The organism is Enterococcus sp. DIV1375a (assembly GCF_051712205.1).
GTDB classification, from domain to species: Bacteria; Bacillota; Bacilli; order Lactobacillales; family Enterococcaceae; genus Enterococcus; species Enterococcus faecalis.
The window spans coordinates 96,631-112,953 of the sequence record NZ_JBIOOM010000001.1 but is presented as its reverse complement, the minus strand read 5'-3'; the positions used below and the strand labels follow the sequence as shown (position 1 = coordinate 112,953).

General features: G+C 38.5%; 16 protein-coding genes and 1 pseudogene. 5 read left to right on the top strand and 12 right to left on the bottom strand.

All coding sequences use genetic code 11. The features are described from left to right. Positions 1–86: 86 nt before the first annotated feature. Positions 87–1,102 (bottom strand): annotated as a pseudogene (locus tag IGJ63_RS00480) (NADP-dependent oxidoreductase). 179 nt (positions 1,103–1,281) lie between these two features. Here IGJ63_RS00480 and IGJ63_RS00475 point away from each other — a divergent pair. Both IGJ63_RS00475 and IGJ63_RS00470 read left to right on the top strand, forming a co-directional pair. Then, complete coding sequence (locus IGJ63_RS00475) at positions 1,282–1,617, top strand: ArsR/SmtB family transcription factor (protein ID WP_002356136.1); 336 nt, start codon at positions 1,282–1,284, stop codon at positions 1,615–1,617. Continuing rightward, positions 1,614–2,294: a type 1 glutamine amidotransferase domain-containing protein gene (locus IGJ63_RS00470; protein ID WP_002414088.1), complete on the top strand. Its 681-nt coding sequence runs from the start codon at positions 1,614–1,616 to the stop codon at positions 2,292–2,294. The genes IGJ63_RS00475 and IGJ63_RS00470 overlap by 4 nt, the downstream gene beginning before the upstream one ends. Positions 2,295–2,384: 90 nt before the next feature. On the opposite strand, the gene IGJ63_RS00465 is transcribed toward IGJ63_RS00470, so the two are convergent. The 6 genes from IGJ63_RS00465 to IGJ63_RS00440 all read right to left on the bottom strand — a co-directional run bounded on the left by IGJ63_RS00465 (position 2,385) and on the right by IGJ63_RS00440 (position 8,722). Beyond that, positions 2,385–3,836, bottom strand: coding sequence for a YfcC family protein (locus tag IGJ63_RS00465; protein WP_002383451.1), 1,452 nt, complete (start codon positions 3,834–3,836; stop codon positions 2,385–2,387). Between the two features lie 47 nt (positions 3,837–3,883). Then, positions 3,884–4,576, bottom strand: coding sequence for a Crp/Fnr family transcriptional regulator (locus IGJ63_RS00460; protein ID WP_002363490.1), 693 nt, complete (start codon positions 4,574–4,576; stop codon positions 3,884–3,886). Positions 4,577–4,600: 24 nt separating this feature from the next. Beyond that, on the bottom strand, positions 4,601–5,533 hold the full coding sequence (arcC, locus tag IGJ63_RS00455; RefSeq protein ID WP_010822022.1) for a carbamate kinase: 933 nt from the start codon (positions 5,531–5,533) through the stop codon (positions 4,601–4,603). Between the two features lie 105 nt (positions 5,534–5,638). After that, entirely contained in the window at positions 5,639–6,661 is a 1,023-nt protein-coding gene (argF, locus tag IGJ63_RS00450) for an ornithine carbamoyltransferase (protein ID WP_160747730.1), read from the bottom strand. A gap of 25 nt (positions 6,662–6,686) precedes the next feature. Then, complete coding sequence (gene arcA / locus IGJ63_RS00445; protein ID WP_002356129.1) at positions 6,687–7,913, bottom strand: arginine deiminase; 1,227 nt, start codon at positions 7,911–7,913, stop codon at positions 6,687–6,689. A gap of 296 nt (positions 7,914–8,209) precedes the next feature. Continuing rightward, positions 8,210–8,722 carry an arginine repressor gene (locus IGJ63_RS00440; protein ID WP_002387472.1) on the bottom strand — a complete coding sequence of 171 codons (513 nt, stop codon included), beginning with the start codon at positions 8,720–8,722 and terminating at the stop codon, positions 8,210–8,212. 218 nt (positions 8,723–8,940) lie between these two features. Between IGJ63_RS00440 and IGJ63_RS00435 the strand changes: the two genes are divergently transcribed. Beyond that, positions 8,941–9,420, top strand: coding sequence for an arginine repressor (locus IGJ63_RS00435; RefSeq protein WP_002356125.1), 480 nt, complete (start codon positions 8,941–8,943; stop codon positions 9,418–9,420). Positions 9,421–9,549: 129 nt separating this feature from the next. Next, positions 9,550–10,500 carry an alpha/beta hydrolase gene (locus IGJ63_RS00430; RefSeq protein WP_180758883.1) on the top strand — a complete coding sequence of 317 codons (951 nt, stop codon included), beginning with the start codon at positions 9,550–9,552 and terminating at the stop codon, positions 10,498–10,500. Positions 10,501–10,536: 36 nt separating this feature from the next. Here IGJ63_RS00430 and serS read toward each other — a convergent pair whose 3' ends face one another. The 4 genes from serS to IGJ63_RS00410 are packed head-to-tail and all read right to left on the bottom strand — an operon-like array spanning position 10,537 to position 14,531. Further along, entirely contained in the window at positions 10,537–11,808 is a 1,272-nt protein-coding gene (gene serS / locus IGJ63_RS00425; protein ID WP_010775481.1) for a serine--tRNA ligase, read from the bottom strand. 26 nt (positions 11,809–11,834) lie between these two features. Then, the gene (gene sdaAA / locus IGJ63_RS00420; RefSeq protein WP_002356122.1) at positions 11,835–12,728 is read right to left on the bottom strand and encodes an L-serine ammonia-lyase, iron-sulfur-dependent, subunit alpha; all 894 of its coding nucleotides are present in this window, start codon (positions 12,726–12,728) and stop codon (positions 11,835–11,837) included. 14 nt (positions 12,729–12,742) lie between these two features. Then, on the bottom strand, positions 12,743–13,438 hold the full coding sequence (gene sdaAB / locus IGJ63_RS00415; protein ID WP_002392236.1) for an L-serine ammonia-lyase, iron-sulfur-dependent subunit beta: 696 nt from the start codon (positions 13,436–13,438) through the stop codon (positions 12,743–12,745). Further along, on the bottom strand, positions 13,425–14,531 hold the full coding sequence (locus IGJ63_RS00410; RefSeq protein WP_101731892.1) for a PTS sugar transporter subunit IIC: 1,107 nt from the start codon (positions 14,529–14,531) through the stop codon (positions 13,425–13,427). The genes sdaAB and IGJ63_RS00410 overlap by 14 nt, the downstream gene beginning before the upstream one ends. Positions 14,532–14,848: 317 nt before the next feature. On the opposite strand from IGJ63_RS00410, the gene IGJ63_RS00405 reads away from it, so the two are divergent. Then, on the top strand, positions 14,849–15,469 hold the full coding sequence (locus tag IGJ63_RS00405; RefSeq protein WP_002383467.1) for a helix-turn-helix transcriptional regulator: 621 nt from the start codon (positions 14,849–14,851) through the stop codon (positions 15,467–15,469). 58 nt (positions 15,470–15,527) lie between these two features. Here the strand turns inward: IGJ63_RS00405 and IGJ63_RS00400 are convergent, their stop codons facing one another. After that, positions 15,528–16,313 carry a lipoprotein gene (locus tag IGJ63_RS00400; protein WP_010827075.1) on the bottom strand — a complete coding sequence of 262 codons (786 nt, stop codon included), beginning with the start codon at positions 16,311–16,313 and terminating at the stop codon, positions 15,528–15,530. Between the last annotated feature and the right edge of the window lie 10 nt (positions 16,314–16,323).

Below are 16,323 nucleotides of genomic sequence, written 5' to 3'. Positions count from 1 at the left end.
AATCACTTTCGTTAGGCGGCGTTTAAATGGTAAATTTTGAGACTTGCAAGAAAAACAGGCCTATTTTTCTTGCAAGTCTCCTTTACTTAGTCGTGATCAACATCGGCGATTTTCACAACAATTTTCCCTTGTGCTCGTCCTGTCAGTGAATAATCCACCGCTTCTTGAATTTGGCTAAAAGGAACGACTCGGTCAATTATCGGCTGTAATTTTCCCTGTTCAATGAACTCAGTGAGTAAAGCTAATTGCTCGCCATCTGGACGCATAAACAAAAAATGATAACTAACATCTGTGTCTTGCTCCAATCGATGAATCTTGCGGGTAGCTATTTTAAAAGCCCATTGTTTCCAAAGCGGCAAGCCATACTCTTTAGCAAAACGTTCGTTGGGAATGCCTGACAATGTAACAACTTTTCCCTGAGGTTTAACCACTGAGAAAGCTTTTTCTAAGATTGTCCCCCCATTGTATCAAACACATAATCGTAGTCGGATAAAACTTCTTCAAAATTTTGTGTCCGATAGTCAATCACTTCATCTGCTCCCAACGCTTGAACCCATTCTTTATTTTTACTACTCGTGGTGGTGGCAACGTAAGCGCCCGCTAGTTTTGCTAATTGAATCGCAATGGTTCCAATCCCTCCTGAACCTGCTTGAATCAGGACTTTCTGGCCTGGCTGCACATTCATAATATCATGTAGCGCTTGATAACTTGTCAAACCGACTAACGGAATGGCCGCAGCTTCTTCAAACGTTAAATTTTTCGGCTTCATAGCTACAGCCGCTTGATCCACTGCAATATATTCAGCAAAAGTTCCCACGCGATTTTTGGGTACTCGTCCGTAAACTGCATCGCCCAGCCTAAAATTTTGAACATTTTTTCCAACAGAGACAACAATCCCAGCAAAATCACTGCCTAAAATCAGTGGCATTTGATAATTTAAAAGCATCTTTACTTTACCATCTTTTGTTTTTAAATCAATCGGGTTGATACTGGCAGCGATAATTTTGACCAAAACATCATTGTCATGAATGGTGGGTAAGGGCACCTCCTCGATTGCTAATTCTTTTTGTCCGTATTTATGAATTAAAGCGGCTTTCATCATTGAATCTTTCCTCTCTTTCTATCTCTTCTATTGGTTTAAAAGTTTAAACCTTTAATCAATTAGTATCATAACGAAGAATGGAATCCACGTCAAGTTTCAGCCCTCAGCGTATTTTATTGACAAAAAACACGAAAAATGGTTTAATCGTTTAAAAATACGAACCAAAGAGGCGGAAAAATATGAAAGAATTAGAAGAAATTCAAACAGAATTTACTGCGCTTAGTGATTTTTTAATCGCATTGGGTGATGAAAAACGCCAAGCAATTATTATTGCACTGTTAGAAGACCAAGCCTGTGTTGGCCGTCGTGTCACTGAGTTAACAGAGGCGACACAGCTCTCACGCCCCGCTGTTTCTCACCACTTAAAAATTTTGAAACAAGCCAAATTAATTGATTGTCGCAGTGAAGGAACTAAAAATTATTACTCTCTTTCTCACGATACCACCAAAATTGAGCAACTCCAACAACTATTGACCCACATTACGTCGATTATGCCAGGGAGGAAGCAAGCATGAAAAAAATTCTCGTGGTCCTCACAAACGTTTCCCGTTATCACGGCACCGAAGAACCGACTGGCCTCTGGCTAGGTGAAGCCACGGAGTTCGTGGAAGAAGTAACCAAAGCAGGATTTTCAGTTGACTATGTTAGTCCCCAAGGAGGCTATGTCCCTTTGGATCCCCGGAGTATGAAATATGTAGATTCATCCATTATGGCGGTTTATGAAAGTGCCGATTTTCAAGAACGAGCGCTAGCGCATTCCCTCTCTCTTGAAGAAATTGAGCCAGATGAATACGCAGCAATTTACTTTACAGGAGGCCATGGCGTTATGTGGGACTTTCCTGATAACCCTCAGTTGCAAGCAATCACTCGTAGCCTTTACGAACAGGGCAAATACCTAACTTCTGTTTGTCACGGAATTGCTGGTCTTTTAAATGTCAAAGATGCGTCAGGAAATTATTTGATTGCAGATAAAACCATTACTGGCTTCACTACTGCAGAAGAAATTTTAGCCATGAAAAAAGCAGTTGTTCCTTTCTTAAACGAAACAATTGCCAAAGAACATGGTGCTACTTTTGCGAAAAAACGCCCCTATAAAGAATTTGCGTATCAAGATGGCCGTATAATCACTGGGCAAAACCCTTTTTCTGTCCGCGCTGTCGCAAAATTGTTAATTCAACAATTATCAAAATGAAACAACAGCGACTACTTTTAGGTAGTCGCTGTTGTTTCATTGCTTCTTCTTTTTTCCGAAAGCCGAAGCCCTAACATAAAAAATTTTTGATTAGCTAAAGAGTAACATCGCGCCAATTAAGATAATTAGGTTAATTAAGCCTAAGACAATCATTGGTTTGGCCATGAATTTTGTCCAAGTGGCATATTGAACTTTGGAAATTTCCAAACCACCCATTACAACACCAGATGTTGGCGTGATCAAATTAATCAAGCCACAACCTGAAGCAAAAATCATAACCATCACTTCTGGACTTAAACCAATGTTTTTAGCTAACGCACCCATTACAGGAATGGAAACGTACGCTAAACCAGAAGTTGAAGGAATTAGGAAAGATAAACCTAAGTATAAAACAAAGGCACCGATGACAAATAAAACTGGGGAGAGTCCTTGTAATAAGCCTGCCGCTTTATCAAGGATAAATGAATCTAAATACGTTTTAGACATCAAAACAGATGCCCCGCGAGCAACTACAATGATTAAAACAACGGATAACATATCTTTGGCACCGTCGATAAATGCTTCAATGGTTTCTTTTTCAGTAAAGCGACCAATCAAGGCAGCAATGATCCCTAAAAGGAAGAACCACATCGCTAAGTCGCCAAAGTACCAGTCACCGAAACTGTTGCCTGTTAAAACAGACGTCCAGCCTTTGAAAATCGTCACTCCAAAGTCGTTCCATGGAATTAAGGAAACAATCATAACGACAAAACAGAAAGCGAATACCATTAAGATTTTTTTATGACGATTCGTAAATGGCATTTCTTTCGACGCTGCTTGTCCATACGTTTTTTCCATATCCTCTTGTTCTTGTAAAGATAAAATTGTTGAACCTTTGTCAGCCTTCACTTTTTTCGCATAACGCATCACAATGAAAATAGAATAGCTGGTAGAGGCCGCCCACAAAATAGCACCGACAATTAAAATAATTCCTGTATTCGGCTGAATGCCAATACCTCGTAACGCATCCATCGCTACCCCTGTGGAGAAAGGGTTAACCGTTGAACCGATAACACCTGATCCTGCACCCAATAGCACAGTCCCCACTGCGACAAACGTATCAAAACCAGCGGCGACCATGGTGGCACTCAATAAACCATAAAAAGGAATTGTTTCTTCTGCCATTCCATAAGTCGACCCACCAATAGAAAATAAAATCATTAAAATCGGAATGATTTTCAATTCATTCCCTTTTAACTTTTTAACGACTGATTGAATCCCTGCTTCAAGAGCCCCAGTTTGCGTCACAATATTTAAAAAGCCACCGAGTACTAAAATAAAAATATTAATTTCAATGGCATCTTTAAACCCATTGAATGGAGCCATGATAATATCCGATAATTTGGCCCCTACCACGTGGTCAACCATTTTGCCATCAATTTCTCTTGGGGTAAATGGCTGGCCATTTAGCAAGACCGTTACGATACCTAAAACAATTAAAATAATAAATAAAATACTAAAAGACGAAAGCTGTTTTTTGTTTTTCTTCTTTTTTTCTGCCATATCCTTTTATACAGGAACCTACTTTCCTGTATCTCCCTTCTCTATGATTAATTACTCAATCGATCAATAAAGAATGGTGTATCTAGAAAAGTTAAGAATTTATGACTGTAGCTAATACGGTTCATTTGGACTAATTTTTTCATAACACTGCTTGCTGTTTCCCGCGTAGTTCCACTCATCCGTGCAATGTCATTAATGGTAATTGGACAAGCAATTGCAACGCGTTCTCTGTTGTCAATTCGTTCTCCTAAATCATTTAATAACATCGCCAGTGATGTCACAATCCGTTCACATGCATCATTGGTTGTTCCTTTTTGGATTTTTATCATGCTTTCTTTTAAAAGGACCGATTGTTCTTGAATCCAATGAATCAATTGCTGGGGATTATTTTGGAGAAAACGCTCAAACAGTTTAACTGGCACAAATACAACCTCAATATCCGTATAGGCAATCGCGGAGTCGTAATGAACCTCATCTTGAAACAGTCCGATTCTCGGAAAAAGAGCCTGCTTTTTCATAAAATGCAGATAGGAAAAATTACCACTGCGATCATTTTTTTCAATTTTAATGACACCTGAAACCAATAAAATTAAATGATTTCTCGGATCACCTGGATAAAAAAGGACTTGGCCTTTTTTATAGGAGCGAACGAAACTCTCGTTACGCAATTCTGTTAGTTCTGATTCAGAAAAGTATTGAAAATCTTGATTATTTTTAGTGATTATTTTCTCTATCATCATCTTAATTCTCCTAAATACTATACTTTATTTTGTCACAACCGTTCCTACGATTTCATCGCCGCTCATACTTCCTAAGTTTTCCAAAGAAGTGATAATTGCTTGTTTATTGGGTTGGCTTTCTACAAACTGAATGGCGGCTTCAATTTTCGGTAACATACTACCTGGTGCAAAATGACCCGCTTGTTTGTATTCTTCCAACTCTGCTACAGTGACATTGGTTAATTGTTTTTCATCTGGTTTGCCATAATTAATGCACACATAATCCACGCCAGTTAAAATAACTAGTGCATCCGCATCCACTAATTCTGCTAGTTTTTCAGAAGCAAAATCTTTATCGATTACTGCTTCGACACCTTTTAATTCTTGTCCTACTACAGGGATGCCGCCACCACCACATGAAATGGTAATTATATCATTTTTTATTAAAGTATTAATAGTCTCAGCCTCGTGGATGTCAATTGGCTTAGGACTTGGAACGACTTTGCGCCAGCCACGTCCTGCATCTTCTTTAAAAATAGCACCTGCTTGCATTGCTTCTTTGGCTTCAGCTTCTGTTAAAAATGGACCGATCGGTTTTGTTGGATTTTTGAAAGCCTCATCTTCTGGATCCACCACCACCTGTGTTAAAACAGTAGCCACTTGTTTCTTGATTCCTGCTTTATTTAATTCTTGATTAAGCGCATTGGACAACCAGTAGCCGATACTTCCTTGTGTCATAGCAACACACGTATCTAGCGGCATTGCTGGATTTTTTTCAGAATCAGCTGCTTGTTGTTGCAATAATAGATTACCGACTTGTGGACCATTGCCATGTGAAACAATCAACCGATGCCCTTGTTTAATTAAATGAACTAAATAGGCAGATGTTTGAACTAATGCTTGCTGTTGTGCGTGTGCGCTAGCATCATTTGAAAGGATGGCATTTCCGCCTAGTGCAACGACCATTTTTTTCCCCATTACAAATCCTTCTTTCCTATCATAATAAAGAATAGGCCGCCCTTCAAAAGAAACTCTTAAAGGGCGAAACAACTATTCTTTTTTCAATGTTTTTTCAGTTGCTTCCTACACACGAGGAATGAATAAGTTGCCTAAAGTAGCTGCCATGATTGCTTTAATGGAATGCATTCTGTTTTCTGCTTCTTCAAATTGACGACCATATTTACTGCGGAAGACTTCATCCGTAATTTCCATTTCAGTAATGCCAAATTTTTCAGCAACCATTTCTCCGTATTGTGTTTTCGTATCATGAAAGGCTGGTAAACAGTGTAATACGATTAAATCGCCATCCATGTTTTCGGTTTTTTCTAACATAGCCATATTAATTTGATAAGGTTTCAACAGATTGACACGTTCTTCAAATTTATCTTCTTCACCCATGGACACCCAAACGTCTGTATATAACACGTTGGCTCCTTTAACGCCTTTAGCAACGTCGTCTGTAATCATTAATTCTGCACCAGATTCTTTCGCAAATTCTTTTGCGTAATTAACGACTTCATCAGAAGGGAACAATTCTTTTGGTGCACAAATGCGAACATTTACGCCTAAAATAGCACCTGTCACTAACAAGCTGTTTGCCATGTTGTTACGGCCATCGCCGACATATACTAAAGTGATTCCTTCTAAACGACCAAAGTTTTCTTTCACTGTCATAAAGTCCGCAATCATTTGTGTTGGATGCCATTGATCCGTTAAACCATTCCAAACAGGAACACCAGAATATTTCGCTAAATCTTCCACTACTTCTTGACTAAACCCACGGAACTCAATCCCGTCAAACATACTACCTAAAACAATCGCTGTATCTTCAACAGATTCTTTTTTACCTAATTGAATATCGTTGGCGCCTAAATACTCAGGATGTGCCCCTAAATCAATCGCTGCTGTAGTAAATGCAGAGCGTGTCCGTGTCGAAGTTTTTTCAAATAAAAGAGCGATATTTTTTCCTTCTAAATAGTGATGTGGAATCCCTTTTTTCTTCAATTCTTTTAAGTGAATACTGAAGTCTACCAAATACTCTAATTCTGCTCTTGTAAAATCTTTTTCTGCTAATAAACTACGTCCTTGAAATACTGAATTCATGATGATTCCTCCTATTTTTGGGTGTTTTTTAAAGATCTTCACGGTAAAGTGGCATACTCATACAACGAGGGCCACCACGGCCACGTACTAGTTCACTTCCTGGAATGTAATTCAATTTCACGCCTGCTTCTTCTAGCGCTTTATTCGTAATTGTATTCCGATCGTAAACAACAACTTCCCCAGGGGCAATTGCTAATGTATTTGAACCGTCGTTCCATTGTTCACGGGCTGCTGCGGTTAAATTCCCAGCGCCGCAACGGATTAATTGAACATTGTCTAAATGCAAGTATTTGCATAAAATGTTATCTAATGTATCTTTTTCTTTTGTAATTTGGATGTCTCCATCTGCCTTTTCAGTGATCGAGTAAACAACCAAACCACCTTCGATTTCTGGATGAATCGTAAATTTATCATAGTCAATCATGGTAAAAACGGTATCTAAATGCATGAATTTACGATGTTCACCGATATCAAAAGCCAAGATATTTTTGAATCCTAATTTTTGTTCAAAAATATTTCTCGCAATTTTTTCAATTGACGCGGCATCCGTTCTTTGAGAAATCCCAATGGCCACTACTTCTTTTGAAAGAATTAATTCATCGCCACCTTCAATTCTGGTTGATTCTGAACGATCATAAACTCTAGGAACCTCTTTTCCAGCAAAACGAGGATGATAATCAAAAATGTATTGCCCAAAAATGGTTTCCCGTTGTCGAGTTACTGAATACATATGATTTAAAGAAATCCCGTGGCCCATTGTCGCAAAGTTATCACGTGTGAAGTATAAGTTAGGCATTGGATCAATAATGAATGGATAATCCGCTTCAACCATATCTGTTAAAAATTCTTGCTCATATTTAGGTAATTCTTGTTTTTGAATGCCTGCAATCGCTTTTTGAATAAGTTCTTCGTTGTCGTCAATTTCTAACATTAACTCTCTAACTTTTTCTTTTGCTGATTCGCTGCGAATATTGGCTTCTTCTAAGAATTGGTCAATAAATTGTCGGCGGACCTCTTCATTAATCAACGCTTCAGCAGCTAAGTCCTCTAAATAGACCACTTCGATATCTTTTGATCGTAACAACTCTGCAAATGCATCATGTTCTGCTTGTGCTTTTTCTAAAAACGGAATATCATCAAACAACAATCTCTCCAGATAATCTGGCATTAAATTTTCTAATTCCTTACCTGGACGATGTAACATCACTGTTTTCAATTTCCCGATTTCAGAAAATACATTAATTGGATGACTCATGTGAAATAACCTCCTCAACTTAATTACAAACACAGAATAACAGACCTGATTAACCTAGGACGTGAGCCATTTGCCAAACAAAATACCAAATATACAACGGTATTCTTTCTTATGCATATTTCCAGCCTGAAAGAATGCGCTTTCATAGATATTCTAAAAAAATAATGCATAATTAAATAAAAAAAAATGCATTTATTCAAAAAAAAATATTTCTTCATGCACTTCATAAAGTTATAATCTTATATAGGTAAAAGGAAGGGAGTCAGCAGTCAAAACGACTTCTGGCTCCCTTCCATTTATGCGTTACTTTTTGACAAAGGTGTTGGCTGAATAAATTGTTGAAAATACTGCTCTAGTTCTTGTGCTTTTTCCTCGGATGATGAAACAATAATAACAGTGTCGAAGCCAGCGACAGAACATTTCTTTTCACACAAAGACACTTCATCAAGTACAGCTGAAAACAATGTTGCGTTGTCTGGTAATGTATGAACCACTAGTAAAAAGGCGACACGTTCAACTTTGGTCACTACCTCACGAATTGCTTGTATCAACTGTTCTTTTTTTCGTTCTTCTAAAGAAGTGAATTGTTCAAAAATCGTTAACCGCATCTCGCCAGACTCATCTAATGCTTTGACGACTTTTAATTCCCATAAATCCCGTGAAATCGTTGCTTGTGCGACATTTATCTCGCGCTTTTTTAATTCTCTTAACAACTCATTTTGACTATGAATTACGGTTGTTTGAATGATTTCTTTAATCAAACTTTGGCGTGTTTGCTTATTCACAAATAACACCCTTCCTCCAGACATTTACAAAGCAATACTAGCAGAATCTCTCTAATTAGAATAGAAAAAGGGTCGTTTAGCTAAAAGGTTCTCATTGATTTTGCCGGATATTTCGCATTCAAAAAAGTGAGACTTGCACAATTTAGTAAAACGTTGTACAGTGATTTTAGGGAATTACTGGCACCGTTTTAAATAACAGCAATGATGTTTTTCTGCATGATTAACTGAACTGGAGGAAAGTAATGAACCGATTAAAACGCCAAACGATGATTAAGCGATTGGTCACAGAAAATGAAATCCATACACAAAGTGAATTACTAGCATTATTGGAAAAAGAAAATATTCACACCACACAAGCAACTATTTCTCGTGACATTCGTGAGCTGAATTTAAACAAAGTAGACAATGGTCAAGGAGAAGCCTATTATCGTATCTTGAATAATTCTGCCCTTCGTCCAAAATATAAAACAGATGAAGAACGTCTTGTTGACATTATTATTGAAACTGGTGTTTCTTTAACACAAATAGAGTTCACAAATCTTTTAACCGTCTTACCTGGCAACGGGCAAGCCATCGGGGTTTTAATTGATCGCATACGTATCCACAACCCTCATATCTTGGGCTGCATCGCTGGGGATGATACTATCTTAATTCTTTCAAAAAATAAAGAAGATGCCCTTGAAGTTAACAACTATTTCCAGCAGTATTTGTACCACCCATAATTCGTCACTTAGTGAAATCGACTATTTTTTGACATCATTGCTATTTTATTAAAGATAAATAAAAGAAGGCGTCTCAGTGAAAGCTGAGGCGTTTTCTCATGAATTTTTCTTTTGAACACCGTCTTTTTTTTGTATAATAATCAAAAAGCAAAGAAAGGGTTTCTTATGACTGAACAATTCATACTCACTTCAAACGATCAACAAACTCAGCTCAATGTACGTCATTGGCCCTGTCCTTCACCCAAAGCCGTAGTTCAATTGATTCACGGCATGGCAGAGCATATCCAACGTTATGATGAATTTGCTCGTTTTTTAAATCAATTAGGGTTTGCCGTAATTGGGCATGATCATCTAGGTCATGGCGAATCTGTACAACCAAGCGCACCGATCTATGGTTTTTTTGGAGAACAAGGGCCTGAAAATGTCGTTACAGATATTCATCAAGTGAAACAATGGGCTATGAATCACTATCCACAATTGCCCTATTTTATGATGGGTCACAGCATGGGGTCTTTCGCCTTGCGCAACTATCTGCAAGACTATCCTGTGACTATGCAAGGAGTCATTTTCATGGGCACTGGAACAAGTCCGTTACCTTTAACCGCCGCATTGCCTTTTATTAAAAAAATGGCCGAGAAACAGCCGAAAAAACCAGCTCCGTTCATTGATAAGCTGGCATTTGGTTCTTTTAGCAAAAAATTTCCTGAAGCAAGTTCCTTTAATTGGCTTTCTAAAAATCAATCCAATGTGGCTGACTATGAAAATGACCCATTAATGGGCTTCGTATTTACCAACAATGGTTTTGCTACCCTTTTTTCGCTTGTTAAACGAGCCAATCAAAGGAATTGGTACCAAGCTATCCCAAAAGAATTGCCTATTTTAATCATTAGTGGCGCTGAAGACCCAGTTGGTGATTTCAGCAAGGGGCCAGCGAAAATTCAAAAGCAATTAAAGCATGCAGGTTTTCAGCACGTGACGTTACGGCTATTTCCCACTTTGCGTCATGAAATTTTATTAGAAACGGAAAAAGCTACAGTTTTTCAAGAAATTGGGCATTGGTTAACGGATTTAACGAATTAAAAAAGAAGGTTGATGTTGTGACATCAACCTTCTTTTTTAATCTATTTTCGTTAAACCGCCCATATAAGGACGTAGAACTTCTGGAATCGTTACCGTGCCATCTTCATTTTGATAATTTTCCAAAATGGCAGCCACTGTTCGACCAACAGCAAGTCCTGACCCATTAAGAGTATGAGCATATTGAACTTGACCCGTTTTATCACGATAACGAATCAACGCCCGACGTGCTTGGAAGTCTTCACAGTTTGAACAAGAACTAATTTCTCGATACGTTTTCTGTGCCGGAATCCAAACTTCTAAATCATAGGTTTTCGCTGCCGAGAAGCCCATATCACCTGTCGAAAGAGTAATCACTCGATAAGGGAGGCCCAATTTTTCTAAAATATCTCCAGCATTGTTGGTCATTTTTTCTAATTCTTCATAGGAGTGTTCTGCATCACTAAATTTAACCATTTCTACTTTATGGAACTGGTGTAAACGAATTAATCCTCGGGTATCACGGCCTGCGCTACCCGCTTCCGAGCGAAAAGAAGGACTTAAAGCAGTAAAATAAATCGGTAACTCTTGCGCCTCTAAAATTTCATTATTATAGTAGTTAGTTAATGGGACTTCCGCTGTGGGGATCAGCGTCAAATCACTTTCTGCAACTTGGAAAACATCTTCTTTGAACTTAGGAAACTGACCGGTGCCAAACATTGCTTTGCTATTGACCAAATAAGGAGGAATCACCTCGGTATAACCATGTTCATTAACATGTTGATCTAACATAAAATTATAGACCGCTCGTTCTAAACGAGCCCCTAAGCCTTTGTAATAAAGAAAACGGCTACCAGATACTTTCGCGCCTCTTTCAAAATCTAAAATTCCTAAGGCTTCACCGATTTCCCAATGTGGTTTCGGTTCAAATGAAAAAGTTTTCGGCGTACTCCACCGCCGAACTTCTACGTTGGCGGCTTCGTCTGCGCCAACAGGCACGCTCCCATGAGGTAAGTTAGGCAGACGTTCTGCAATGGCTGTGCATTGTTCTTGCAAATGAACAACTTCTTGGTCTAAAACTTTAATTTGCTCGCTAACTTCTTGCATATTTAGCAATTGTTGTGAAGCATCTTTTTGTGCACGCTTTAATTGTGCAATTTCTCCTGATACCTGATTACGGTGTTTTTTCAATTCTTCAACTTTAACAAGTAACGCTCTCCGTTCTTCATCTAAAGCCAAAAAGCGTAATAAAACTTCCTCGTCCACACCACGTGTTTTTAACTTTTTCTGCACCACTTCTACATTTTGGCGAATTTTTTTCATATCCAGCATCTTATTTCCCTCTTCATGATTAAATTTTAAACAATGGTGAATTTTACTTTTTCAAAAATTTCATTCTTCATTCGTTGGCCAGTCGCTGTGCCAGCTAAGCCACCTAAACCCGTTTCTCTCAATTCTCGTGGTAATTGACGGCCGACTTTATTCATGGCTTCCACTACTTCATCTGCTGGTATTTTATTTACAATTCCAGCTAAAGCCATATCTGCAGCGATTAACGCATTGCCTGCACCTACTGTATTTCGTTTGACACAAGGAATTTCGACTAACCCAGCCACTGGGTCACAAACTAAACCTAATAGATTCCCTAAAGCCATAGCAAAAGCTTCAGAAGATTGGCGTGGTGTTCCGCCAGCCGCTTCAACAGCTGCGGCGGCGGCCATCGCTGAAGCACTGCCTACTTCGGCTTGACATCCACCAACTGCACCAGCAATCATCGCATTGTTGGCTGTGACCATCCCAAATAAAGAACTGGTAAACAAGAAACGAATTTGTTGATCACGCGTTAAATTCAAGGTATTTTTAATCGCTGTTAAAACCCCTGGTAAGGTGCCACTTGCACCAGCAGTTGGCGTTGCGCAAACAACGCCCATTGCTGCATTGACTTCATTAGTACCTAGTGCGGCTTGAACTGCAGACATCATTAAATCACCTGATAACGTTTTGCCAGCTGCGCGGTATTTTTTTAAACGTGCCGCATCACCGCCCGTTAACCCAGTAGGAGAAAAAACGCCTGCTCCTTCTTGCGAGCGTTTAACAGCTGCATCCATGACATCCAAATTTTGACCCATCTGTGTCCAAATTTCTTCATAGCTTTTTTGGCTACGCTCCATTTCTTGCTCAATCATCAAATCAGAGATTTTTTTTCCTGTTTTTTCAGCTTTATCGATAAATTCTTCAATCGAAAGGTACATATGTCAAACTCCTATCATAATAAGATTATTTTCGATGTGTCATCTAGTGAAAACAGTTGTTCTTTCACCGAGGAAATTGGTGCCGAATCTAAGTCAAAGATGAACAAAATTTGATCCCCTTCCACATAACGAGACACCGCATTCACTTGAATATTATTTTTTTGTAACGTATCTTTAAAAGCTTGCATCGCCTGCTCTTCTTGATTAATGACTAATAAAATAGGTAAAGGACCATGAAGTTGGACATTGAAACCGTCTAATTCAATGTATTTCACCTCGATAGTGCCGCCACCTACAGAAATTCCTGTTAAATGAATTTCGTGCGTTGCATCACTGAGTGTCACACATGCTGTATTAGCATGCTTCACTGGACTTTCTTCACTCATTTCTAAAAATTGAATCTCAATTCCTTGTTCTTCCGCAAGTTCAATGGATTGTGTTACGTTGGCATCATCTGCTGCTAGTCCAAGAATTCCGCCAATAATTGCAAAATCAGTTCCATGTCCTTTATGCGTGTCTGCAAAAGATTCATAGTATTTAATCACAATTTTTTCTGGTGTTCCGCCGAATAACTTTCTTGCCGCTAAGCCAATTGCTAAGGCCCCAGCTGTATGCGAACTAGAAGGACCAATCATAATAGGACCGATAATGTCAAAACAACTTTTGTAGTTCATTACTTTGTTCACTTTTTTAGGTTTATTGATGGCCATAGCTGTGTTCATACGTAACTCCTCCTTTGGTTTTTACTGCTTCTTTTTCTTTTTCATTGGTTACTTCCGTCGTTCCTTCAAATTCTGGTGTATTATCCACCGCTTCAATTCTGTAACGTTTAAAGACCAGCGCACCTAAAAATCCAAACATCAGACTGACCACTGTGATAATCGCTACTGCTAGTAAAGTCGTTTGAATGGCATTGTTACCTAATGTCACAAGTAAACCAGCCCACGGCGTTGCCATTCCTGTCACAGGTACTTTTAAGCCAAAGAAAGTCACTACAATGCCACTAACCATTCCAGAAAATAAATTTGTTGCGTAAATAGGTATTGGATTGGAACTGATGATATCGACTTGTGTTAGTGGCTCGATTGCTACAGCTAACGGGGTTGAAGCTGTGCCTAGTTTTAACTTTTTAAATAGCGCCGCATTGACAATGGAACTGCCGTAACAAGTCAATGCACCGACAGCCATTGGTACACCAGTCAAACCAATCAAGGCAGTTAAAACCATTGAACTTAACGGTGTCATACCAACAATCGGGATAATAGCACCTAAAATTGCGCCCATCACATATGGATTGCCATCTACTGCACTTAAAATCGTGCCCCCAATAACTTCTAGGACACCTAATACAACGGGTTGAATAAAACCAGCAACTAACGAAGCTGCGACTGGAATGACTAAAATAACGACTAATAAGTCAATCCCTTCCGGAATACGTTTTTGCATCTGCTCAACAACAAAAGATAAAAGATACGCGGTAATAAAAGCTGGTAACAAGCTGACTTTAATCAATGACAGACCTAAAATAATTGAAAAAACTGGACTAATCCCGAAAGCCAGCGGCACAAGAGCTCCAGATGCTAAACCACCTAGACTACCCATAGTTTCCCCAATTTGCGACACATAATCTAAATGAAAAACGCCGCCTACTGCATACCGCAAAAATGCCTCTGGTAGAAAGGTGGCACAAGCTGCACCAGACAAAGCACTTAAAGATTTTTTCCCTCGCGGTGCTTTAAAAGAGAATAGGGACATGCCACATAAAACTAAGACTAACATCAAGATTCCTGATAACGTTTTCATTTTTTTGCCTCCAACTATATTTTTTTTATAACGGATGGTACTCCTGAATAAAATTTTTATTGCTCAACAAGTGAAAGAATGAGCGAGCATTCCGATGAACTAAAGTACAATGAGTGATAAAAATTTCATTCCACATTCAGAGTATACGACTAAACAAAAGTTTAGTCAATGTATTTTTTTAACGTAAAGAATCTTATTGCTTTTCCATTAAAAAAGTATTACACTAAAATTAATTTCAGTGTAGGGGAGGATATCACTTGGAGTCATATTTACGTTTAAGTGAAGTAGATAAACAAATCTTACATTCACATGCCTTAATGCTTGATGGATTAGGGAACTTCTTTGGTAGTACCCATGAAGTCATTCTTCATAGTTTAGAAAATTTGGAAAGTTCAGCTATCAAAGTCATCAATGGCCATTTCAGTAACCGCAAGGAAGGTGCCCCCATTACTGATATGGCGTTAAAAATGTTAAGTCAAGTAGAGTCGGAACATGATTACGCTGTGAAACCCTACTACAATAAAAATCAAAAAGGGGTTATTTTAAAATCTTCCACCATTCCAGTTATCGGTGAAAATGATCGTATTATTGGATTGATCTGTATCAATATGCATTTAGAAATGCCATTAATTGACTACTTGCAAGACTTATTACCTTCAGGACAACAAAATGATATGTCCCAAGAGCTTAAAAATTCTGAACATTTTTCTGACAATATTGACGAATTAATCACTACTTCACTGACAAAAGTAAAACAAGCAGTAGAAAGCGATCCAAATGTATCACATTTGAATCAAAATAAAGAAATTGTTATTCGTTTATATGATCAAGGAATTTTCAATCTCAAAGATTCTGTCATAAAGATTGCCGATCGATTAGGTATTTCAAAAAATACCATCTATTTACATATCCGCAATCATAAAAAAGAAGAAGCTTAAACCATCAAAGCCACCAACGCTAGTTAGCGTTGGTGGCTTTAATCACTTCTCTTCTATTTTAATTTGGTAAATCAAACAAGTAAGGTGTCCCTATTTCTCCATTTAACGTAACATCTAAGCGATTTTTTGTGCCGGGAACTAAATTACTGGCTGTGAAATTCCCTTGGGCATCCGCAGTAAAACTTGCTAAAATCACCCGCGCATCATCTGCACGTGACACTAAAATAGTTGCATTAGGTGCTGTTTTACCAGAAATTGTCCCTTGTTTCGGATCAATCGTAATATTGCTAAAAGAAAGCGCTGCTTCTTGTCCTGAACTTGGAATGTCAATTTGGACAGGTGCACTATTCCGTTGATCAACGGTTGCGATTAATTGAGTAGTCGCTCCCGCTCTGGGACTAATTACTGTAAAATTGCCATTGGCATCCGCATAAAAAACACCTGCTTGTGCAGAAGCATCACCTACTACCGTTGCTGTAATGGTTGCATTAGGTAATGTAGTACCATTAATTTCATTTCTTTCAGGATTGAAAACAACATTGGTAATTGTAATGTTTGTATCAGGTGCTTGGTTTTGAGGGACTTCATTCGTTTCATCAGTTCCTGCAGAAGGCTGCGCGGCATTTTCTGACGGATTTTCCCCTGCCACATTAGAATTTTGACCCGTGACAGACGAATGACTATTTTTCATTTCTTGTTGGCTAGAGGATTTCTGCGTGGCTTTCTTTGTTTCTTGCTTTGGCTTAGAATCATTTGTGCTTGCTGTTTTTTTGTTTCCACATCCTGCTAAACTTAAAGACAATACACTGAACATTAACATACTGAACAAAACAATTTTTTTCATTTTTCGTTAC

Coding starts and splice junctions, on each gene's coding strand:
- IGJ63_RS00475 (WP_002356136.1), top strand. CDS start 1,282: ATGAAAGAATTAGAAGAAATTCAAACAGAATTTACTGCGCTTAGTGAT.
- IGJ63_RS00470 (WP_002414088.1), top strand. CDS start 1,614: ATGAAAAAAATTCTCGTGGTCCTCACAAACGTTTCCCGTTATCACGGC.
- IGJ63_RS00465 (WP_002383451.1), bottom strand. CDS start 3,836: ATGGCAGAAAAAAAGAAGAAAAACAAAAAACAGCTTTCGTCTTTTAGT.
- IGJ63_RS00460 (WP_002363490.1), bottom strand. CDS start 4,576: ATGATGATAGAGAAAATAATCACTAAAAATAATCAAGATTTTCAATAC.
- arcC (WP_010822022.1), bottom strand. CDS start 5,533: ATGGGGAAAAAAATGGTCGTTGCACTAGGCGGAAATGCCATCCTTTCA.
- arcA (WP_002356129.1), bottom strand. CDS start 7,913: ATGAGTCATCCAATTAATGTATTTTCTGAAATCGGGAAATTGAAAACA.
- IGJ63_RS00440 (WP_002387472.1), bottom strand. CDS start 8,722: ATGTCTGGAGGAAGGGTGTTATTTGTGAATAAGCAAACACGCCAAAGT.
- IGJ63_RS00435 (WP_002356125.1), top strand. CDS start 8,941: ATGAACCGATTAAAACGCCAAACGATGATTAAGCGATTGGTCACAGAA.
- serS (WP_010775481.1), bottom strand. CDS start 11,808: ATGCTGGATATGAAAAAAATTCGCCAAAATGTAGAAGTGGTGCAGAAA.
- sdaAA (WP_002356122.1), bottom strand. CDS start 12,728: ATGTACCTTTCGATTGAAGAATTTATCGATAAAGCTGAAAAAACAGGA.
- sdaAB (WP_002392236.1), bottom strand. CDS start 13,438: ATGGCCATCAATAAACCTAAAAAAGTGAACAAAGTAATGAACTACAAA.
- IGJ63_RS00410 (WP_101731892.1), bottom strand. CDS start 14,531: ATGAAAACGTTATCAGGAATCTTGATGTTAGTCTTAGTTTTATGTGGC.
- IGJ63_RS00405 (WP_002383467.1), top strand. CDS start 14,849: ATGCTTGATGGATTAGGGAACTTCTTTGGTAGTACCCATGAAGTCATT.
- IGJ63_RS00400 (WP_010827075.1), bottom strand. CDS start 16,313: ATGAAAAAAATTGTTTTGTTCAGTATGTTAATGTTCAGTGTATTGTCT.